The following is a 17,547-nucleotide window of genomic DNA, read 5'->3' as shown; positions in this document are numbered from 1 at the left end:
GGTAGTGAGAGGGATGGACTGCGGACATGGCAGCGCATGAGGCGTCCGCCGGCGAGCACGCCACGGGCCCCACTGCCCGGCGGATGATCCTTGGCGCTCAGCTGCGCCGCCTCCGCGAGCAGGCCGCTGTCAGCAGGTCTGACGCTGGCTACCACATCCGCGCTTCGGAGTCCAAGATCAGTCGGCTCGAACTCGGTCGCGTCGGCTTCAAGGAGCGCGACGTCGCCGACCTGTTGACCCTCTACGGCGTCGGGGACCCCGCCGAGCGCGAGAGCTTCCTTCGCATGGTGAAGGAGTCCAATCAGCCGGGCTGGTGGCAGAAGTTCAACGACTACATGCCCAAGTGGTTCGACGACTATGTGGGTCTGGAAGAGGCGGCCTCGCGAATCCAGACCTACGAGCTGCAGTTCGTGCCGGGGCTGTTGCAGACCGAGGACTACGCCAGGGCAGTCGTAACCCATGGGCTGCCGGAGACGGCGAGTGACGCGGCCGAGGGCAGGGTGGCGTTGCGCATGCGGCGGCAGAAGGTGCTGTTCCGCCCGAACGCCCCCAAGCTGTGGGCGGTCATCGACGAGTCGGTGCTGCACAGGCCCATCGGCGGCAGGAAGGCGCACAGAGCGCAGCTGGACCGGTTGCTCGAGTTGACCTCGCTGCCGCACATCTCCGTGCAGGTCGTCCCCTACGAGCGCAGCGGCTACGCCGCCGAGGGGGCGTTCACGTTGCTGCGGTTCGCCGAGCCGGAGCTGCCGAACATCGGCTACATCGAGCACATCGCGGGCGGGCTGTACCTGGACCGTCCCGACGAGATCGAACTCATCGGCCGCTCGCTGGATCGGCTCGCCGTCGACGCCGAGACGCCCGACAGGTCTCGGCAGTTGCTGACGAAGGCTCGCGCCGAAAGCTGAGCTCATAGGGCCCGATCACCGAAGGCCTGTACCCCCGATCGGAGAGGTACCGCCTGTCCGATCGTGCGACGACGATCACATGATCGAGCATCTGCACGTGCATTCACACCTGCATGGGCACGTGCTACGGTCTGTGCACGATCGGTTGCACGTGCAGATGCATCCTCCAGCGGTTTGGTCGGGAAGGTGAGGATCATGGCGAAGCGGATTCCCAACGGGGTCTCTTCGGAACTGTTGACGGACGCGGCCTGGCGCAAGAGCACCTACAGCGGTGCGATGGGAAACTGCGTCGAGCTGGCGCCACTCGGTACCGGTGAGGTAGCCGTGCGCAACTCGCGTGATCCCCGAGGTCCCGCGCTGGTCTACACGCGCGCCGAGGTGGAGGCATTCCTCGCGGGAGCGAAGGACGGCGAGTTCGATGACATTGTCGCCTGAACTGACGGTCGAAGAGGTTTTGGGAACCCTGATTGCCAGGGGCTACCGGTTCGTACATCCGCGCGACGCCAACGGTGAGGTCGTCACCGTGGTCGGCATTCGGGCTCACGGCACGGTGATCGACGTGGTCCGCCTTGACGGCGAGGACGACGTGACCGCCATGCGGATGCCGCACGACGAGGACGACGTTCTCCAACCGGAGACGGTGCTGTGGAGCGCCTCCGGTGCGATGCATTCCGTCGTCGGCGACCTGCTCGCCCTCGGCGACCACGACTACGCGCAGCGCTACTCGCACCGCGGCGGCGGCTGCTGGGTGCGGGGTGAGTCGGGCCGGGCGAAGTGGTTGATGGCCACGGCGTGAGCCCTACGTCACCGGGTCGGGCCACTACCGTCGACCTACACTGGTAGTGGCCCGTTCTCTTGTTCAGGGGAGCCATTCGGTGAATCAGCTCGAGGCCGAGCCTCGCGAGGAGTGCGGCGTGTTCGGCGTCTGGGCGCCGGGCGAGGACGTCGCGAAACTCAGTTATTACGGCCTTTACGCCCTCCAGCATCGAGGGCAGGAGGCGGCGGGCATATCCGTTTCCGACGGCAGCCAGATCGTCGTGTTCAAGGACCTGGGCCTGGTCAGCCAGGTCTTCGACGAACAGGTGCTCTCGTCGTTGCAGGGTCACGTCTCGATCGGGCACTGCCGTTACTCCACCACCGGAGGCGGTAGTTGGGAGAACGCCCAGCCGACGTTTCGGACCACGGCGGCAGGCACCGGCCTCTCGCTGGGCCACAACGGCAATCTCGTCAACACCCACGAACTGCACGAGCGGGCCCGTGAACTCGGTGTAATGGACTCGGCAGGGGCTACGACGGATTCCGACCTGATCTGTGGCCTGCTTGCCGCTGCCGCCGCGGACAAGGGCATTGAGGCCGCGGCCGTCGAACTGCTGCCCACCATCCGCGGTGCCTTCTGCCTCACCTTCGCCGACGAGAACACGCTCTACGCCGCCCGCGATCCACATGGGGTGCGCCCGCTCGTGCTTGGCAGGTTGGAGCGGGGCTGGGTTGTCGCGAGTGAGACCGCCGCACTCGACATTGTCGGCGCCTCGTTCGTCCGCGAGGTGGAGCCGGGTGAGTTGATCGCCATCGACGCGGGTGGGCTGCGGTCCACGCGGTTCGCCAACCCGGAGCCGAAGGGCTGCGTGTTCGAGTACGTCTACCTTGCCAGGCCGGACACCACCATCGCCGGTCGCAGCGTGCACGCCACCAGGGTGGAGATCGGTCGCAAGCTGGCCGAGGAACATCCGGCCGATGCCGACCTCGTCATCCCGGTACCGGAGTCGGGAACTCCGGCGGCCATCGGCTACGCACAGGCCTCCGGCATCCCTTACGGCTCGGGACTGGTGAAGAACGCCTACGTCGGCCGCACCTTCATCCAGCCTTCGCAGACCATCCGGCAACTGGGCATCCGGCTCAAACTCAACCCGCTGCGCGAGGTGATCCGGGGCAAGCGACTCGTCGTGGTCGACGACTCCATCGTGCGCGGTAACACGCAGCGTGCGCTCGTGCGGATGCTGCGTGAGTCCGGCGCGTTGGAGGTTCATGTCCGGATCGCCTCACCGCCGGTGCGGTGGCCCTGCTTCTACGGCATCGACTTCGCGTCCAGGGCCGAGCTTGTCGCCAACGGAGCCGACCTCGACGGGATCAGGCGCTCCATCGGCGCGGACTCGCTCGGCTACCTCTCGCTCGACGGGCTCGTCGCCGCCTCCGAACAGCCGAGGTCGAGGCTGTGCACGGCGTGCTTCGACGGCAATTACCCCATCCCGCTGCCCGAGGACGCCTTGATCGGCAAGCACCTGCTGGAGAACCTGGGCAGTGGTGCGGCTGGCTCGGCGGGCAGCGGGTCCTGCTTGCCGCAGACCTCGGCCGGGTACGGTGCCGAGGATGCCGTCAGGCGTCCATAGCCGTCGCAGCCCCAGGATGGAGACCGCTTCGTGAGCGAGCCCACGAGCGCTACGTACGCCGCCGCCGGTGTCGACATCGACGCAGGTGATCACGCTGTCGAGTTGCTCAAACCTCACACCGCTCGGGCAGCAAGGCCCGAGGTGGTCGGCGGTGTCGGCGGGTTCGCCGGACTGTTCTCCCTGAAGGCGGGACGCTGGAAGGAGCCGCTGCTCGCGGCGTCCACCGACGGTGTCGGCACCAAGATCGCCGTGGCCAGGGCGCTGGACAAGCACGACACGGTGGGCATCGATCTCGTTGCCATGGTGGTGGACGACCTTGTCGTCACCGGTGCGGAGCCGCTGTTCCTGCAGGACTACATCGCCGTGGGCAAGGTCGTTCCTGAGCGGGTTTCCTCGATCGTCTCCGGGATCGCCGAGGGCTGTGTGCAGGCAGGCTGTGCGTTGCTCGGCGGGGAGACAGCCGAGCATCCGGGAATGATGGGTGAGCACGACTACGACATCTCGGCCACCGGGGTCGGTGTGGTGGATGCCGCCGACGTGCTCGGCCCGGCCAAGGTGCGCCCCGGTGATGTCGTCATCGCAATGGGTTCGACCGGGCTGCACTCCAACGGGTACTCGCTGGCTCGTCACGTGCTGCTCGACATCGCGCGGATGCCGCTGGACGGGCACGTCGAGGAGTTCGGACGCACGCTCGGCGAGGAGTTGCTCGAGCCGACCCGCATCTACGCCAAGGACTGCCTCGCGCTGGCGGCCGAGGCCGAGGTGCGCACGTTCGCGCACATCACCGGTGGCGGGCTGGTGGCCAACCTCGCCCGTGTGCTGCCGCGCGGCCTCGTTGCCCACCTCGACCGGCACACCTGGACACCCGCGCCCGTGTTCGCGCTGATCGCGCACCGGGGCAAGGTGGAATCACAGGAGATGGAACGTACCTTCAACATGGGCGTCGGGATGGTCGCCGTTGTCTCCCCGGAGGATGTCGACAGGGCGCTGGCCGTGCTCACCGCCCGGCACGTACCCGCATGGGTGCTCGGTGACGTTCGGCCAGCCGATGACCCCGACGGCCCGAAGGCCACGCTGACCGGTGACCACCCCCGGTTCTGACCTCCGAGTCAGCAAGCGGCTGGTCATCCCGGACGCTGAGCTGACAGAGCGGTTTTCCCGCGCCTCCGGGCCAGGCGGGCAGGGCGTCAACACCACCTCATCGCGGGTGGAACTCTCGTTCGACCTCGCCCGCTCGCCCGCCGTACCTGAGGACCTGCGGCCACGGCTGCTCGCGCGCCTCGGCAACCGGTTGAGCGGCGGAGTGCTCACCATCGCTGCGAGCGAGCACCGAGCACAGCTGGCCAACCGGCAGGCCGCCCGCGAGCGGCTCGTCGCGCTGCTGCGGGAAGCCGCGGCTCCACCCCCACGCAAGCGTCGCCCGACGAAACCCACAAGGGGTTCGCGGGAGCGGCGAATCTCGGCGAAGAAGCGGCGGGGAGAACTCAAGCGCGGGCGTCGCGGGAAGTTCGAGGACTGAGCCGAGGGTGCCGACGGTCGGTGTCGCCGTTACGGCAGCCGACGAAGGCAGTCGGCGATCACCCGTTGCAGGTGCACCCCTCGGCGCACGTCGCACGGGTGGTCCAGGGTGGCGCTGGCGACCATGGCGGCGAAGTCGTCGAGCAGTGAGGTGTAGGAGTCGGCCTGCGAGTGCGGCTTCCCGGCCAGCGATCGGAACCCAGGTTCCCCGTACACGGCGAACTCTACGACCGTCGGTCGTATCGGCAGCCGGTTGGTGAGGGTCACCGTGCTTGTCGCGCCACCCGAATGTTCGAGCAGCACATGCCACAGGTCGTTGCTGTCGCGCCTGGCGGCGAGCACGCAGGTGATCTCGCCGAGTGCGGCGTCGAGCAGGTCGAAGGCGTGCGGTCCGATGTCGGCGAGTGCGCCTTCGGCGTGCCGCCACGGCGAGTTGCCATACACCTCGCCCAGCAGCGCGCCGGAAAGCCAGCGCGCGCTACCGCCCGCCCAGCCGCCCACCTCGGCCAGACCGGCCAGCCAGTCACGAGTCTGTAGCGCGTAGCGCAGGGTGAGCATCATCAGCGCGACCACACCGTGCTCGCCGACCGAGTCGGCGATGCGGCGCGCGCCGTCGAGGTCGGTGGCGAGCGGCCTCTCCAGGATCAGGTGCTTGCCCGCTGCCGCCGCCTGCGGCGCGAGTTCGGCCTGTATCGAAGGCGGTACCGCGAAAGCGACGGCGTCCACCGAGTCGAGGAGTTCGGCGAAGGAGCCGAACACCCGCGTGCCGAACCGCTCCGCGAGTGCGGCTGCCGGGTCGGGTCGGCGGGTCCACACGCCGGTCAGTCGCATGCCGGGGTGGTCGGCGAGGCCAGGGGCGTGCACCGTCCGTCCCCATGCTCCCGCGCCGACGAGTCCGACTCCTAGCCGCGCCCGCACGCCGCGCAACCTAGTCGTAGCCGTAGAAGCCCCTACCGGTCTTCTTACCGAGCAGTCCGGCGTCGACCATGCGCAGCAGCAGCGGAGGCGAGGAGTACAGCGGCTCCTTGAACTCGGCGTACATCGAGTCCGCGATGGCCTTGATCGTGTCCAGCCCGATCAGGTCGGCCAGCCGCAGCGGACCCATGGGATGCGCCGTGCCCTTCTCCATGCCCTGGTCGATGTCCTCGGCCGAGGCGAAACCGGACTCGAACATCCGGATCGCGGACAGCAGGTACGGCACGAGCAGCGCGTTGACGATGAATCCGGCCCGGTCCTGCGACCTGATCACCGTCTTGCCCAGCGCGTCACAGATGTGCGCCTCGGCTCGGTCGGCCGTCTTGTCGCCGGTCAGCAGTGAAGGCACCAGTTCCACCAGCGGCAGTACCGGCACCGGGTTGAAGAAGTGGATGCCAACCACCTGTTGCGGCCGCTCGGTGGCCATCCCGAGCTTCATGATCGGGATTGAAGAGGTGTTCGACGCCAGTACCGCGTCCTCCCGCTCGACGATCTTGTCGAGCGACCTGAACACCTCCACCTTGGCCTGCTCCTGCTCGAGGACGGCCTCCACGACGAGGTCGCGGTCGGCGAACGCGGCGGTGTCCGTTGTGAACGTGATCCTGCCGAGCGCCGCGTCGGCCTTCGCCTCGGTGAGCTTGCCGCTGCGGACCGCGCGCCGCAGTGACTTCTCGACGCGGCCCTTACCCGCATCGAGCGCGGGTTGGCTGACCTCGGTGACCACCACGTCCAGCCCGGCCCGGGCGTGGACCTCGGCGATACCGGAGCCCATCAGGCCCGCGCCGACGACACCTACCCGCTGGATGTCAGGCATGACAGCTTCTCCTCACGTTCCGGGCCGATGCCGCGACGGGCACCTCCCGGTACGCGACATCAAACCGCCTGCGCGACGGCACCGACATGACCACAGGCGGAACGCGAGGGTGGAGTCGGGGCTGTTCGGCCCCACCCCACCCTCGCGTCACGCCTGTGTCAACGGCGGTAGTCGTCGTACCCGTCGTCGTACGGGTCCTCGTACCGGTCCTCGTTCTCGCGACTGTCATTGGATGAGTTACCCGACAGCTCGCGCTGTAGTGCATCGAAGTCCGTGGTGGGAACGCTGTACTTGAGCTCCCGGGCCACTTTCGTCTGCTTGGCCTTAGCTCGGCCGCGCCCCATGGCTCGACCCCCTTGCACAGGGGCGGGGCGGCCGGGGGAAACGGCGGCCCCGCGTCGTCTCGACAACTATTTCCTGCACACACCGTACCGTGCCGGTGGGCCTCTGTGCGACGTGGCACGGTGTGCGAACCGTGACAGTATCCCCATCGAGACACGCGACGGACCAGCCGGTGCGGGCACATCCGGAAGGCCGTGCCACGATTCATGAGTGCTTCGTCCGTTCGTGGCCTACCTGCGGGTGTACGAACCGCTTTCGGTGTTCGGCGACCCCCCAGATGAGCTGTTGGTCAAGGCCGTCGAGGCGGCGGAGTTGAGCCGTGCCGGCGCGGCCGAACGGGAGCACCTGCTGTGGCTCAAATCACAGATTTCAATACCGGTTCGGTTGCTGCCCGCTGAGCGCGCCGACCGCAGGCCGTCGCCGAGCGCGAAGACGGATGTGCTGGTGCTCGATCCGGCCGAGGTGCCAGGACGCGAGGGCTCCGACCGGGGCGCCGAGCCGCTCGTGTGCCCGCTCGAGCTGCGGGCGCGGTCGGCGGCCGCTCTCGTTGGCTTCCTCGACGAGGCGCATCCGGCACTACGGGCCGCCGTACTGGAGGCGTACGACCTGTCGGCTGAGACGGTCAAGGTGCGGGCCAACGGAGCGCTGCGCGACCTGCACGGCCCGACCATGCACGTGCTTTCGACCACCTGGACGGTGCCACTGCCCTGGTTCTCTCTGATCGAGCCGGACCAGCGAAGGCTCGTTCTCGGCTCCGGTCCCAGTGACCCGGCAAGGGAGCTTTCGTGGCGGGCGACCATGGAGGACGCCCGCAGCCGGATCGCCGAGGCGGAGGAGCTCGTTGAGGGCGCCCTCGGCGACGCGGGCCCGACCCGAATCCTGGCCGAGACCAGCAGGTGGCTTTCCAACTTCCACCCCGGCTCGGCTGTCGAACTGGACTACGGCGGTCTCGTGCAACTCATCGAGGACCCGGTGTTGGCGATGGACACCTCGGCCGACGAGGTACACGCCATCTTGAACGCACTCCGGCAGGAGGCGGTCGAGGAAGTGGCGGAGGCGTTCGAGACGCTGCGGGACTACTGGGGCGAGCTTGCCGCGCGGGAACGGTTCAACTGACAACCCGGTCAGCCGCTGCCCGGCGCGGTGGTGGGCTGAGCGGCCGACTCAACGGCGGCCTCGAGTGCGGCAAGGCAGTGTCGGGATACGCGCAACTCGCCGACCTCGCGCCCGCCACCGAGTACGGTGCCCGCTGCGTTGCCCAGTCCTTCGACTACCGCCCGTGCGGCCGGGTTCTCGGGCAGCCAGCCGAACGCCCGCAGCGCCGCGACCAACAGCGGAGCCCTGCCCCTGCCAGCGCCGTCGTCGATCTTGAGAGCCACGGCCGAGCCGTCGGGCAGTGCCATGGCGTGCACGCCCTCGGCGCCGCCCTTGGTTAGCAGGCCCGGTACCGCCAGCATGAGTAGGGTGTCCTCGCGGCCGGTGCCAGCGACGAGCCACGGGTAGGACCGCATGGCGTCACCCACCCGAGTACTGCTCGCCGAGGAGAAGGCCCGCGCCAGACCCGTCAGGGAGAACGCGAAGAGTGGGGCGCCACAACCGTCCACACCAGTTGCCGCGATGGGCTCTCCGGTGAGCTCCTCGATCGTCGCCGCGATGGTGCGCTGAAGTTCGTGCGCCGCCTTGGTGTAGCCGGCTGTGGCCCAGCCGCGTTGCACACAGGTGGTCAACATGCCCGCGTGCTTGCCGGAACAGTTCATCGCCGCGCGGCGCGGCTCCGGCGGGCAGCGCAGGTCCGCCTCACCAAGCCCCACCCGCTCCAGCATCGCCAGCGCACGGGCCACATGACCCGTCTCGCCGCTGTGTGATGCGCAGACCAGGGCCAGCGCGTCGTCGGTCACCCGCAGGCCCGCGTTCAGCATGCCGAGCGCTTGCAGTGGCTTGTTCGCCGAGCGCGGGAAGATCGGCCGGTCCACATCGCCGAGCGCCACGCGCACGGTGCCGTCCGGGGCGGTCACCACGAGCGCGCCGCGGTGCACGCTTTCGACGAACCCTGAACGGACGACCTCGACGAGAACCGGCGAGGGTCCGTCGTCAGCCATCGTCGGCTTCGTCCCCGCCTCGCTGGCTGGCCAGCAGCTCGTCCACCGATGCGGTGCCCTGCGCGTAGCGCTTGGCGATCTCGGCGTTGAACGCGTCCACGACGGCCTGCACCTGCCTGCGTCGCGACGAAACGGAAGACTCGTGGTCGCGTAGCGTCCGCAGCGTTACCCGCAGCCGCTCCTCGGTGAGCGAGGAGACGTCGGAAAGATCGGCGTCGCCGAGCAGTTCCTCGGCCTTGCGCCGGTACTCGCCCGCGCGCGAAGGCTCAAGCGTCTGGTGCCGTCCCGAGCCCATGGCGGGACCAAGCGCGTTCTCGGCGAGGATCGTGGTCAACTGCTCGACGATGCTGGTGGCGCCGCCCGACTGCCTGCGCTGCTGCTCGGCGCGCACGATGTCGATACGTGCGTGCAGCAGCCTGCGCAGGTACGACAGGTCCGTCTCCTCCTGTGCGGCCTCGTCGCGGCGCTCCCGCAGTGTCGGCAGCGGCATCGTCTCCAGGTCACGCGCATAGTCGGCGGCGAGGACACGGTCGATGCGACGGCGTCCGCCTGGCCGGACTTCGATCACGGGATCATCCTGCTCTACGACGGTCTGTGGCACCAGGGTGGGACACGATCATGTCATCTTCTCACCCGCGCAGGCGCTGGACCGCCTCACGTCCGGGCGCGGCGCGTTCCTCGGGGACCGAATCGGGGTCGATGGCGGCCTGCACGGCGCGATCGTCCTCGCCCGCGATCAGCTCCGCGTCCACCGGGGTGGACCGTTTGACCAGTGCCAGGGCGATCGGCCCCAGCTCGTGGTGTTGTGCCACGCTGCCCACCCTGCCGACATTGCGCTCACCCAGCAACACGGGGTCGCCGGGCTCGGGGTAGATCTCCGGTGATCCGTCCAGGTGCAGCAGCACCATGTGGCGGGGTGGCTTGCCCACGTTGTGAACTTTCGACACCGTCTCCTGGCCTCGGTAGCAGCCCTTGGCTACGTGCGCAGCCGTGCCGATCCAGTTCACCTCGTGCGGAATCGTGCGTTCGTCGGTGTCGACGCCGGTCCTTGGCCGCAGCGACTCCACCCGCAGCGCGTCGAACGCCCACGTGCCCGCGGGGCGAGCTCCCGCACCGGTGAGCTTCGCCCACACCTCGGCCAGCTTGGCCCTGGGAACGATCAGGTCCATGGCCGCCTTGCCTGGCCACGGCATCCTGCGCGCGAAGCCCCCTTCGAACGCGGTCACCGAGTACGGCTGCTCACCGACCTCGACATCGAGCACGGCGGGGATGTCCGGGCCGAGCAACGTCAGCACGGCCAGCTCCCCGGTCGCGTCGTGCAGGTCGACCTGTGACCAGAACTTCATGGCCTCGAAGTACGCGAGCAGACTCTGCTTGCCACCCTTCGGCAGCGCACTCGTGGCCTGCGCTCCCGGATCGGTGTCGAGGTACACGGTGCCGCCGGTGTAGCCGAGCACCATGTGGGCGTCGACGCGCCCGTAGCTGTCCAGCACCAACGCCTCCGTGCCGGACCCCTCGGACAACTCGGTGACGTGTTGCGAGATCACCAGGTGCAACCAGGAAAGCCGTTCCTGGCCGCTGACCGTGATGAGTTCCCGGTGTGACCTGTCCACCACGACCACACCGCGTACGGCGGCGCGCTGCTCAGCGAACGGATCGCCCCAGTGCCACGGCACCCCCGACTCGGGGTGACCTTCGGGTGGCGCTACCGCGCCCGGTCGGTGCAGCAGCGGAGACTCGTAACTCATGGCGTCGATCGTAGGTGAGTACGGTGGTGCCATGCGCGTGCTCGCTTTCCTGGACGGCACACTGGCCGACCCCGATGCCGCCCACGTCCGTGTCGACGACCTCGGTTTGCTGCGTGGCGACGGGATCTTCGAGACGATCCTCGTCGTCGACGGCAAGCCGAGGGAGTTGGAAGCGCACCTGGACCGGCTGGCCCGCTCGGCGGCGATGATGGACCTGCCGAGGCCGGACCGGTCGGCGTGGGAGCGCACGACCAGGCAGGTGATCGACAACTGGCCGGACCCCTCTGAGATCGCGATCAAGCTCGTCTACACCCGAGGCATCGAGGGCGACCCCGACTCCACTCCGACCGCGTTCGCCCTCGGCATGGAGATCGACGACAAGGTCAGGCGTGCGCGCGCGGACGGCATCGCGGCCGTCACGCTCGAGCGTGGCATCGACGCCGGGCTGGCCGATCGGGCGCCCTGGCTGCTGCTCGGGGCGAAGTCGCTCTCCTACGCCATCAACATGGCCGCCGTGAGGGAGGCCAACCGGCGTGGAGCCGCCGACGTGATCTTCACTGCGACCGACGGTTCGGTGCTCGAAGGACCCACCTCCAGCGTCGTGGTGGCAAGGGGGCGCACTCTCTACACGCCACCACCGGCACTGGGAATCCTTCCGGGCACGACGCAGGGCGCTGTGTTCCGCGCCGCCGAGAGTGCGGGTTGGACCACGAAGGTCGAGCCGGTGGATGCCGCCGAACTGCGTTCGGCCGACGGGGTGTTCCTAGCTTCATCTGTGCGCAAGCTCACCCGCGTGCACACCCTGGACGGCGAGCGACTGCCCGACTCGACTTCGCTGCACGCGGAGTTGGCGAGGGCCTACGACGCGTTGTACGAGTGAGCGTCGTCAGCCGACGACACGGTGCAGCAGCGCGGAGACGTGTGGGGTCATCGGCTGACCGACCATCGCACGCTCCTCGACGTAACCGAGGTCGCCGCCCGCGACGATGCCGTACAGCCGCTTCGCCGCGGTGACCTCCTTGGCCGTGGTGGAGCGCACCACCGCGTCGGTGCCGAGTTCCCATGCCGTCTGGCTCCTGGGCCTGCCATAGAACAGTTCCAGGATGCCGCTGGAGTGGCATAGCAACAGCTCGATGGTGTCGTCGGCCTGTGGCCGCCACCATCCGGTCTCGCGTGCGGCGGGACGGATGACGTTGCCTTCGGCGTCGAGCAGCCAGGAACGTGCTTCGTGGTGCAGGAACGGCCTGCCGTCGTGGGAGATGGTCAGTTGCTGGGCGAAGCGGTAGGGCCCGTCGATGGTCGGGTAGTTGACCTCGCCCTCCCCGCGCCAGACCCCGACGAGCGGTAGCAGCGCCAGGCAGGCGTCGTTGAGTTCGGGGCCCTCGCGCAGGTTCGCCGTGTCGCCGGGAATCGGCAGATCCGCCAGCTGCGGGATGTTGCGCTTCGCCGTGGTCTCGGCGCGTTCCGCCGCCGCCCGAATCGCCTCGTCACCACTCGTGGGCATCAGTGCTCAGCGGTTCCTCAGCGGTGGTCGGAGTACAGCCGGTAGACGACGTAGCCGCCGAACCACAGCACGCCCACCACGGCCAAGATCAGCAGCGTCGTAAACAGAATCTCCACGGCGAAAGGATAACCCCTGGCACGCGAACGCCCCCGAGGCCACCGGGTCGGCGGTGCCGGGGGCGTTCGTCGCGGTCGGCTCGCGTGCGTGGCGAGTGACTCACCCCACGGCGATCGGTACCCGGTGCACACCCGGGCCCTCCGCGATGATCGACGCCTCCCCGTTGCCGCTGCGGTGCAGCGCGCGCACCGTCCAGCTGCCGGGTGCGGCGTAGAACCGGAAGTCGCCCTCCGCGGAGGCCTGCACCTCACCGGCGAACTCGCCGTCGGCGTTGAGCAGCCGCACGTAGGCTCCGCCGAGTGGGCCGTCCCCGCCGGTGACCTTGCCAGCCAGCACCACCTGGCCGCCGGTGTCGGCGGCAGCGGGAGTCGCCTTCTGCTCCGGCGCGCCGCATCCGTCGGTCATCACTTCGCGCCCGTCTCGATCGGCACGCCGACCAGCGAGCCGTACTCGGTCCACGATCCGTCGTAGTTCTTCACGTCCGGCAGCCCGAGCAGCTCGTGCAGCGCGAACCAGGTGTGGCTGGAACGTTCCCCGATCCTGCAGTAGGCGATGGTGGGCTTGGAGGTGTCCAGGCCCGCGTCGCTGTAGAGCCGCTCCAGTTCCTCGTTGGACTTGAAGGTGCCGTCCTCGTTGGCCGCCTTGGACCACGGCACGTTCACCGCGCTGGGGATGTGGCCAGGGCGCTGCGCGGTCTCCTGCGGCAGGTGCGCGGGTGCGAGCAGCTTGCCGGAGAACTCGTCCGGTGAGCGCACGTCCACCAGGCTCCTGGTGTTGATGGCCTGCACGACCTCGTCGCGGAACGCCCGAAGCGAGCGGTCCTGTTCGGCCGCCTTGTAGTTGGTGCGCCCGCGCTCGACCTCGCCGGTGCTCAGCGTGCGGCCGTCGAGTTCCCACTTCTTCCGCCCGCCGTCGAGCAGCCTGACCTTGTCGTGGCCGTAGAGCTTGAAGTACCAGTAGGCGTAGGCGGCGAACCAGTTGTTGTTGCCGCCGTAGAGGATCACCAGGTCGCCGTTGCCGATGCCCTTGCTCGACATCAGGTTCTCGAAACCGGCCCTGTCGACGAAGTCGCGGCGGATGGGGTCCTGCAGCTCGTTCTTCCAGTCAATCTTCACCGCGCCGGGGATGTGCCCGCCGTCGTAGGCGGTGGTGTCCTCGTCCACCTCGGCGAACACCGCCCCTGGGGCGTTGAGATTCTGCTCCGCCCAGTCGGTGGTGACCAGAACATCTTCACGGCTCATGGAGCTGGCACTCACTTTCTTGTCGTGGGAAAGGAAGCTGGGAAAGAACGCGTCGTCGCCTTACGCGCGCTCGGCACGGCGGGTGGACCGGCGCAGCAGCAGGTACACCTCGCAGCCGAGGCAGAAGTTGAAGGCCGCGTTGAGGAGAGCGGCGAACAGGGCGAACGCCGTCGCGACGAGGGCGAGCGCGCCGACGCCCGTCGCGTAGCCGACCGTGCCCGCCAGGGCGAACGCGAAACCCACCGCCTGGGCGAACCGAAGCGGTGCCGCTTCCTCACGTTCGGCGGTCGGCTTCAGGCGTGGTGCGACGAGCAGGCGGTACAGCAACGAGTACGGGGCCGCGCGCGGCCCAACAAGCGCGCCTGCCGCGAAAACCACCGTCTGCGCTGCGAGCAGCGGCCACCATCCGGTGACCAGGACCAGCGCCAGCACGACAGTCGTGACTGCGGCCGCGAACCGGGGACCACGAGGGTCCACCGCAGCGCCTGCGGACATCCATCCTCCTGGGGTGATCGCCGGGCCGGGTTCAGCGGCTGGGCGAACACAGGCTGCTGCGCACCCTGCACAGGTCCACAGCGCGTCGCTGCGTCAGAAGGTGGGGAACGAGCCTGTCCACGGCGGCAAGGCTACTCAGGCCGATTCGGGGTGGGAACCGTGTTCATTCTGTGAGACAAGGTGTGTCCGCAGTGCGGTGAGCAGCTCATCGGTCTTCGGCACGCCGCTGACCCGCAGCAGTTCTTGCCCCGCCGCCGTGAACGCCACGGTGGTAGGTGTGCGCAGCACCCCGATGGCCCGTGCGACCTCCGGCTGGTCGGTCACATCCAGGTTCACGTACCGCAACCCGTCGGTTCGCTCGGCGAGTTCGGACAGCACCGTCTTGGCGTGCCTGCACGGCGCGCAGTAGCTGGTCGACACCTGCAGGAGGGTCACCGTGCCCTGCTCGCTGGGCAGGGCCGCCGCGACGGGAGCCGGCAGGTCTTGCCTTGACTTGTGCCCCGCCCGCGCGCGCTTGGCGAAGCGGTAGCGAATCCGACCTTCCCTGGTCGCCACCAGTACACCCACGAATAGGGCAGTGCCGATAGCACCCACCGTTAGCCATACGCCGGTCACCGCATCCGCTCCTTACTACCGCCCGGTCGCCGGTGTCCCCGTGGAGGAGAACCGCACGTTCTTGGCCTCGCCCTTCACCGTGATCGAGCCCGAGTCGACGTGCACCGCCGTCGGGGTCACCGTGAACGGAAGCTGGCCGGTGTTGATGTCTGCCTCGAAGTTCGGGAGCAGGGCGCGCTGCACGTCCTTGGGAACCACGGTCGTCTCCTGATCATTCCCGAACTGCAGCCGGTGTGGTGTGATGCGGATGGTGGTGCCGTCGAGCTCGATAATGGCGAAAGCGAAGATCTCCATCCGTTCGCCCGCGATCTGCACCTTCCCGGCCAGCCGCACGCCTGCCGTCGAGTCGTCCTGCTGCTGGCCGTCCTCACCTTCGGCTCCACTGCCGCCGTCGCCGTCCTCGGTGGCGTTGCCCGCATCGGGGTCGGTTCCCTCCCCGTTGCGCACGTAGGACTCGGTGGACGGATCGATGCGCAGATCCTCGATGTTCGTCAACGGAGGGACGCGGGCGATGTCGCTGGCCTTCAGGGTGACCTGGGCCTCCAGGTCTGCGATGGTGATGGCCTGCACGTTGCCGCCCGCGAGGTCGGAAAGCGGTGCCTTGACGTCTCGCAGCTCCGCGCTGAGCGAGACGTCCCTGAGCACGTCCTGCACCGGCACGCCGTCCGCGGAGACGCTGATGTGGTCGTACTCACCAGACAGCGCCTGGGTGGTGAACGGGAAGCCGTGGACGGTCACCGCGGGGTCCTGCGAAAGCCCGAGCTGCTCTCGAGCCTGCTGCGAAACCGTGTGTTCGGCGAACGCCGCCGCGGCGAAATCCGCGCCGACGAGCAGCCCGAGCAGCACCACGAGGACGATGACAATCCTTTTCCCGCGGCGTCCGCGCTTGCGCCCCTGCTGCGGTGTCACGGTTGTGCCCACGATTGCGTCCGTTCTGTTAACTGCATGTTTCCGGTGTTGCGACCTGGTGTGATGCGGGTTTCAGGACTAGGGCCGTCCGGTACCCAGCGGTTATCGTCGATTGGGTAGCGGCCCTGATTCTCCGTGAGGGCGAACCGAATACTTGAGGTGGTGGCGATGAGCCTGGATTTGCTGGTACTCACTGGAGAATCCGATGCCACCTCGGTGCTGCCCGCTCTTGATCTGCTGCCGCATACCGTACGCGTGCGCGCGCCGGAGGTCACAGCCCTCCTGGACGCGGGTCACCGCGATGTCATCCTGCTCGACGCCCGAAGCGACCTGGCCTCGGCCAAGAGCCTGTGCAGGCTGCTGAAGGGCGCGGGCGACGACGACGCGACGACGCCCGTGATCGCGGTGGTCGGCGAGGGCGGGCTCGTGGCCGTGAGCTCGGAGTGGCGCACCGACGACATTCTGTTGCCAACGGCCGGTCCTGCCGAGGTGGACGCCCGGCTGCGGCTGGCGACGACCAAGGACGGCGCCACTTCGCACGTTGATGCCGAGCTGCGGGTCGGCGACCTGGTGATCGACGAGGCGACCTACACCGCGCGGTTGCGCAAGCGCACCCTCGAGCTGACCTACAAGGAGTTCGAGCTGCTCAAGTATCTCGCACAGCATGCGGGCAGGGTCTTCACCCGGGCCCAACTGTTGCAGGAGGTGTGGGGTTACGACTTCTTCGGAGGCACCCGCACCGTCGACGTTCACGTGCGGCGGTTGCGTGCCAAGCTCGGCCCCGAGCACGAGCAGATGATCGGCACCGTACGCAACGTCGGCTACAAGTTCGAGCGGCCAAGCAAGTCGGCAGGCGCGGCCAAGACCGGCATGCCCTCGGCGATGCGGCCCCCGGAGTCCGAGGAGCTTTCCGCTCACTGAGCGGGCCCGCTGACGTAGCCTCGACGCATGCTGAAGCTGGTGTGGGTCGACGAGCTCGACCCCGCGCGTACCGACGACGTGCGCCGACTGCTGCTGGCGGCGCGCGAGTCCGACGGCAGGCCGCAGGTGCGGCCGACGGGGCCGTTGCCGGAGGAGTTCCACGGCGGACGGCACCTGCTCGGACAGCTCGACGCAGCCGAGGACGACCTTGTCGGCTACGCGCATCTGGACACCGCTGGTGACGCGTTCGGCAGGCAGGTGGCCGAACTGATCGTCCACCCATCTCACCGTGGCCGTGGCCACGGCGCCGCGCTGCTCGACGAGCTGCTCCGGACGGCGTCCCGCCCCCGGGTGTGGTCCCACGGCGACCACCCGGCCGCCGCCGCACTCGCCAAGCGCTTCGGGCTGGAAAGGGCGCGGGAACTGCTCGTGATGCGAGCCTTGACGACCGGCGCCGACTGGCCGGAGCCGAAACCGATGCGGGGCCTGAGGTTACGCACCTTCGTGCCCGGCGAAGACGAGCAGGGCGTCATCGACGTCAACGCGCGTGCCTTCGACTGGCACCCCGAGCAGAGTGCCTTCGGGGTCGAGGACCTGCGGCGAGCCGAGCAGGAGGACTGGTTTGATCCGGACGGGTTCTTCCTCGCCGAGAACGAAAGCGGGCGGATCGTGGGCTTTCACTGGACGAAGGTCCACGAGGCCAACCCCGACCGGTTCGGTGGTGAGCCGGTCGGTGAGGTGTACGTGGTCGGGGTGGACCCGAGCGCGCAGGGCGGTGGCCTTGGCAAGGCGTTGACGCTGGCCGGTCTGCGTCACCTGCGGGCACTGGGGCTGCGCCAGGTGATTCTCTACGTCGAGGGCGACAACGCGCCCGCGGTGGCGGTCTACCGTGGCCTTGGCTTCGAGACCGTCGAGACGGACGTGCAGTACGCCCCGTGAGCGTGCGGCCCGGCGATG

The 17,547-nt window shown here is 68.5% G+C and carries 22 protein-coding genes; 10 read left to right on the top strand and 12 right to left on the bottom strand.

The features are described 5' to 3' along the window. The first annotated feature begins 26 nt into the window (after window positions 1–26). The 6 genes from FHU38_RS25885 to arfB all read left to right on the top strand — a co-directional run bounded on the left by FHU38_RS25885 (window position 27) and on the right by arfB (window position 4,811). Window positions 27–905, top strand: coding sequence for a helix-turn-helix domain-containing protein (locus FHU38_RS25885; RefSeq protein ID WP_167177362.1), 879 nt, complete (start codon window positions 27–29; stop codon window positions 903–905). A gap of 195 nt (window positions 906–1,100) precedes the next feature. Further along, window positions 1,101–1,340 carry a DUF397 domain-containing protein gene (locus tag FHU38_RS25880; protein ID WP_009157017.1) on the top strand — a complete coding sequence of 80 codons (240 nt, stop codon included), beginning with the start codon at window positions 1,101–1,103 and terminating at the stop codon, window positions 1,338–1,340. Then, window positions 1,324–1,701 carry a hypothetical protein gene (locus FHU38_RS25875; protein ID WP_167177360.1) on the top strand — a complete coding sequence of 126 codons (378 nt, stop codon included), beginning with the start codon at window positions 1,324–1,326 and terminating at the stop codon, window positions 1,699–1,701. Before FHU38_RS25880 ends, FHU38_RS25875 begins: the two co-directional genes overlap by 17 nt. A gap of 79 nt (window positions 1,702–1,780) precedes the next feature. Beyond that, window positions 1,781–3,292, top strand: coding sequence for an amidophosphoribosyltransferase (purF, locus tag FHU38_RS25870; RefSeq protein ID WP_167177358.1), 1,512 nt, complete (start codon window positions 1,781–1,783; stop codon window positions 3,290–3,292). 30 nt (window positions 3,293–3,322) lie between these two features. Next, entirely contained in the window at window positions 3,323–4,393 is a 1,071-nt protein-coding gene (gene purM / locus FHU38_RS25865; RefSeq protein ID WP_167177356.1) for a phosphoribosylformylglycinamidine cyclo-ligase, read from the top strand. Beyond that, a complete protein-coding gene (gene arfB, locus FHU38_RS25860; RefSeq protein ID WP_167177354.1) occupies window positions 4,374–4,811 on the top strand; it encodes an alternative ribosome rescue aminoacyl-tRNA hydrolase ArfB in 438 nt (145 codons plus the stop codon). The genes purM and arfB overlap by 20 nt, the downstream gene beginning before the upstream one ends. Before the next feature lie 29 nt (window positions 4,812–4,840). On the opposite strand, the gene FHU38_RS25855 is transcribed toward arfB, so the two are convergent. The 3 genes from FHU38_RS25855 to FHU38_RS25845 form a co-directional block, all read right to left on the bottom strand. Further along, complete coding sequence (locus tag FHU38_RS25855) at window positions 4,841–5,728, bottom strand: Gfo/Idh/MocA family protein (RefSeq protein ID WP_167177352.1); 888 nt, start codon at window positions 5,726–5,728, stop codon at window positions 4,841–4,843. A 10-nt stretch (window positions 5,729–5,738) separates the two neighbouring features. Continuing rightward, window positions 5,739–6,599: a 3-hydroxybutyryl-CoA dehydrogenase gene (locus FHU38_RS25850; protein WP_167177350.1), complete on the bottom strand. Its 861-nt coding sequence runs from the start codon at window positions 6,597–6,599 to the stop codon at window positions 5,739–5,741. 158 nt (window positions 6,600–6,757) lie between these two features. Continuing rightward, a complete protein-coding gene (locus tag FHU38_RS25845) occupies window positions 6,758–6,943 on the bottom strand; it encodes a DUF3073 domain-containing protein (RefSeq protein WP_167177348.1) in 186 nt (61 codons plus the stop codon). A 208-nt stretch (window positions 6,944–7,151) separates the two neighbouring features. Between FHU38_RS25845 and FHU38_RS25840 the strand changes: the two genes are divergently transcribed. Next, on the top strand, window positions 7,152–8,057 hold the full coding sequence (locus FHU38_RS25840; RefSeq protein WP_167177346.1) for a hypothetical protein: 906 nt from the start codon (window positions 7,152–7,154) through the stop codon (window positions 8,055–8,057). A gap of 8 nt (window positions 8,058–8,065) precedes the next feature. Here the strand turns inward: FHU38_RS25840 and FHU38_RS25835 are convergent, their stop codons facing one another. The 3 genes from FHU38_RS25835 to ygfZ all read right to left on the bottom strand — a co-directional run bounded on the left by FHU38_RS25835 (window position 8,066) and on the right by ygfZ (window position 10,788). Further along, window positions 8,066–9,040, bottom strand: coding sequence for an asparaginase (locus FHU38_RS25835; RefSeq protein WP_167177343.1), 975 nt, complete (start codon window positions 9,038–9,040; stop codon window positions 8,066–8,068). Beyond that, complete coding sequence (locus tag FHU38_RS25830) at window positions 9,033–9,608, bottom strand: RsiG family protein (RefSeq protein WP_167177341.1); 576 nt, start codon at window positions 9,606–9,608, stop codon at window positions 9,033–9,035. Before FHU38_RS25830 ends, FHU38_RS25835 begins: the two co-directional genes overlap by 8 nt. A 61-nt stretch (window positions 9,609–9,669) precedes the next feature. Then, entirely contained in the window at window positions 9,670–10,788 is a 1,119-nt protein-coding gene (gene ygfZ, locus FHU38_RS25825) for a CAF17-like 4Fe-4S cluster assembly/insertion protein YgfZ (protein WP_167177339.1), read from the bottom strand. A gap of 31 nt (window positions 10,789–10,819) precedes the next feature. On the opposite strand from ygfZ, the gene FHU38_RS25820 reads away from it, so the two are divergent. Further along, window positions 10,820–11,668, top strand: a complete 849-nt coding sequence (locus FHU38_RS25820; RefSeq protein WP_167177717.1) for an aminodeoxychorismate lyase — start codon at window positions 10,820–10,822, stop codon at window positions 11,666–11,668. Window positions 11,669–11,674: 6 nt separating this feature from the next. Here FHU38_RS25820 and FHU38_RS25815 read toward each other — a convergent pair whose 3' ends face one another. From FHU38_RS25815 to FHU38_RS25790, 6 genes are all read right to left on the bottom strand, one after another. Next, the gene (locus tag FHU38_RS25815) at window positions 11,675–12,292 is read right to left on the bottom strand and encodes an FABP family protein (RefSeq protein ID WP_167177337.1); all 618 of its coding nucleotides are present in this window, start codon (window positions 12,290–12,292) and stop codon (window positions 11,675–11,677) included. Between the two features lie 216 nt (window positions 12,293–12,508). Continuing rightward, window positions 12,509–12,814 (bottom strand): DUF1416 domain-containing protein, encoded by a 306-nt coding sequence (locus FHU38_RS25810; RefSeq protein WP_167177335.1) that lies wholly within the window; start codon window positions 12,812–12,814, stop codon window positions 12,509–12,511. Beyond that, a complete protein-coding gene (locus tag FHU38_RS25805) occupies window positions 12,814–13,650 on the bottom strand; it encodes a sulfurtransferase (RefSeq protein ID WP_167177333.1) in 837 nt (278 codons plus the stop codon). Before FHU38_RS25805 ends, FHU38_RS25810 begins: the two co-directional genes overlap by 1 nt. Before the next feature lie 60 nt (window positions 13,651–13,710). Next, window positions 13,711–14,145, bottom strand: a complete 435-nt coding sequence (locus tag FHU38_RS25800; protein WP_167177331.1) for a DUF4395 domain-containing protein — start codon at window positions 14,143–14,145, stop codon at window positions 13,711–13,713. Window positions 14,146–14,280: 135 nt separating this feature from the next. Then, a complete protein-coding gene (locus FHU38_RS25795; RefSeq protein ID WP_167177329.1) occupies window positions 14,281–14,760 on the bottom strand; it encodes a TlpA family protein disulfide reductase in 480 nt (159 codons plus the stop codon). A gap of 15 nt (window positions 14,761–14,775) precedes the next feature. Then, window positions 14,776–15,681: an LmeA family phospholipid-binding protein gene (locus FHU38_RS25790; RefSeq protein ID WP_313886910.1), complete on the bottom strand. Its 906-nt coding sequence runs from the start codon at window positions 15,679–15,681 to the stop codon at window positions 14,776–14,778. 156 nt (window positions 15,682–15,837) lie between these two features. Between FHU38_RS25790 and FHU38_RS25785 the strand changes: the two genes are divergently transcribed. Together FHU38_RS25785 and mshD are read left to right on the top strand one after the other, a co-directional pair. Further along, a complete protein-coding gene (locus FHU38_RS25785; RefSeq protein ID WP_167177327.1) occupies window positions 15,838–16,590 on the top strand; it encodes a winged helix-turn-helix transcriptional regulator in 753 nt (250 codons plus the stop codon). Window positions 16,591–16,617: 27 nt separating this feature from the next. Further along, complete coding sequence (gene mshD, locus FHU38_RS25780; protein ID WP_167177325.1) at window positions 16,618–17,529, top strand: mycothiol synthase; 912 nt, start codon at window positions 16,618–16,620, stop codon at window positions 17,527–17,529. Window positions 17,530–17,547 lie beyond the last annotated feature (18 nt).

The organism is Saccharomonospora amisosensis (assembly GCF_011761185.1).
GTDB classification, from domain to species: Bacteria; Actinomycetota; Actinomycetes; order Mycobacteriales; family Pseudonocardiaceae; genus Saccharomonospora_A; species Saccharomonospora_A amisosensis.
The sequence above is the reverse complement of the archived record's forward strand: the minus strand, read 5'-3'. Positions and strand labels throughout refer to the sequence as shown.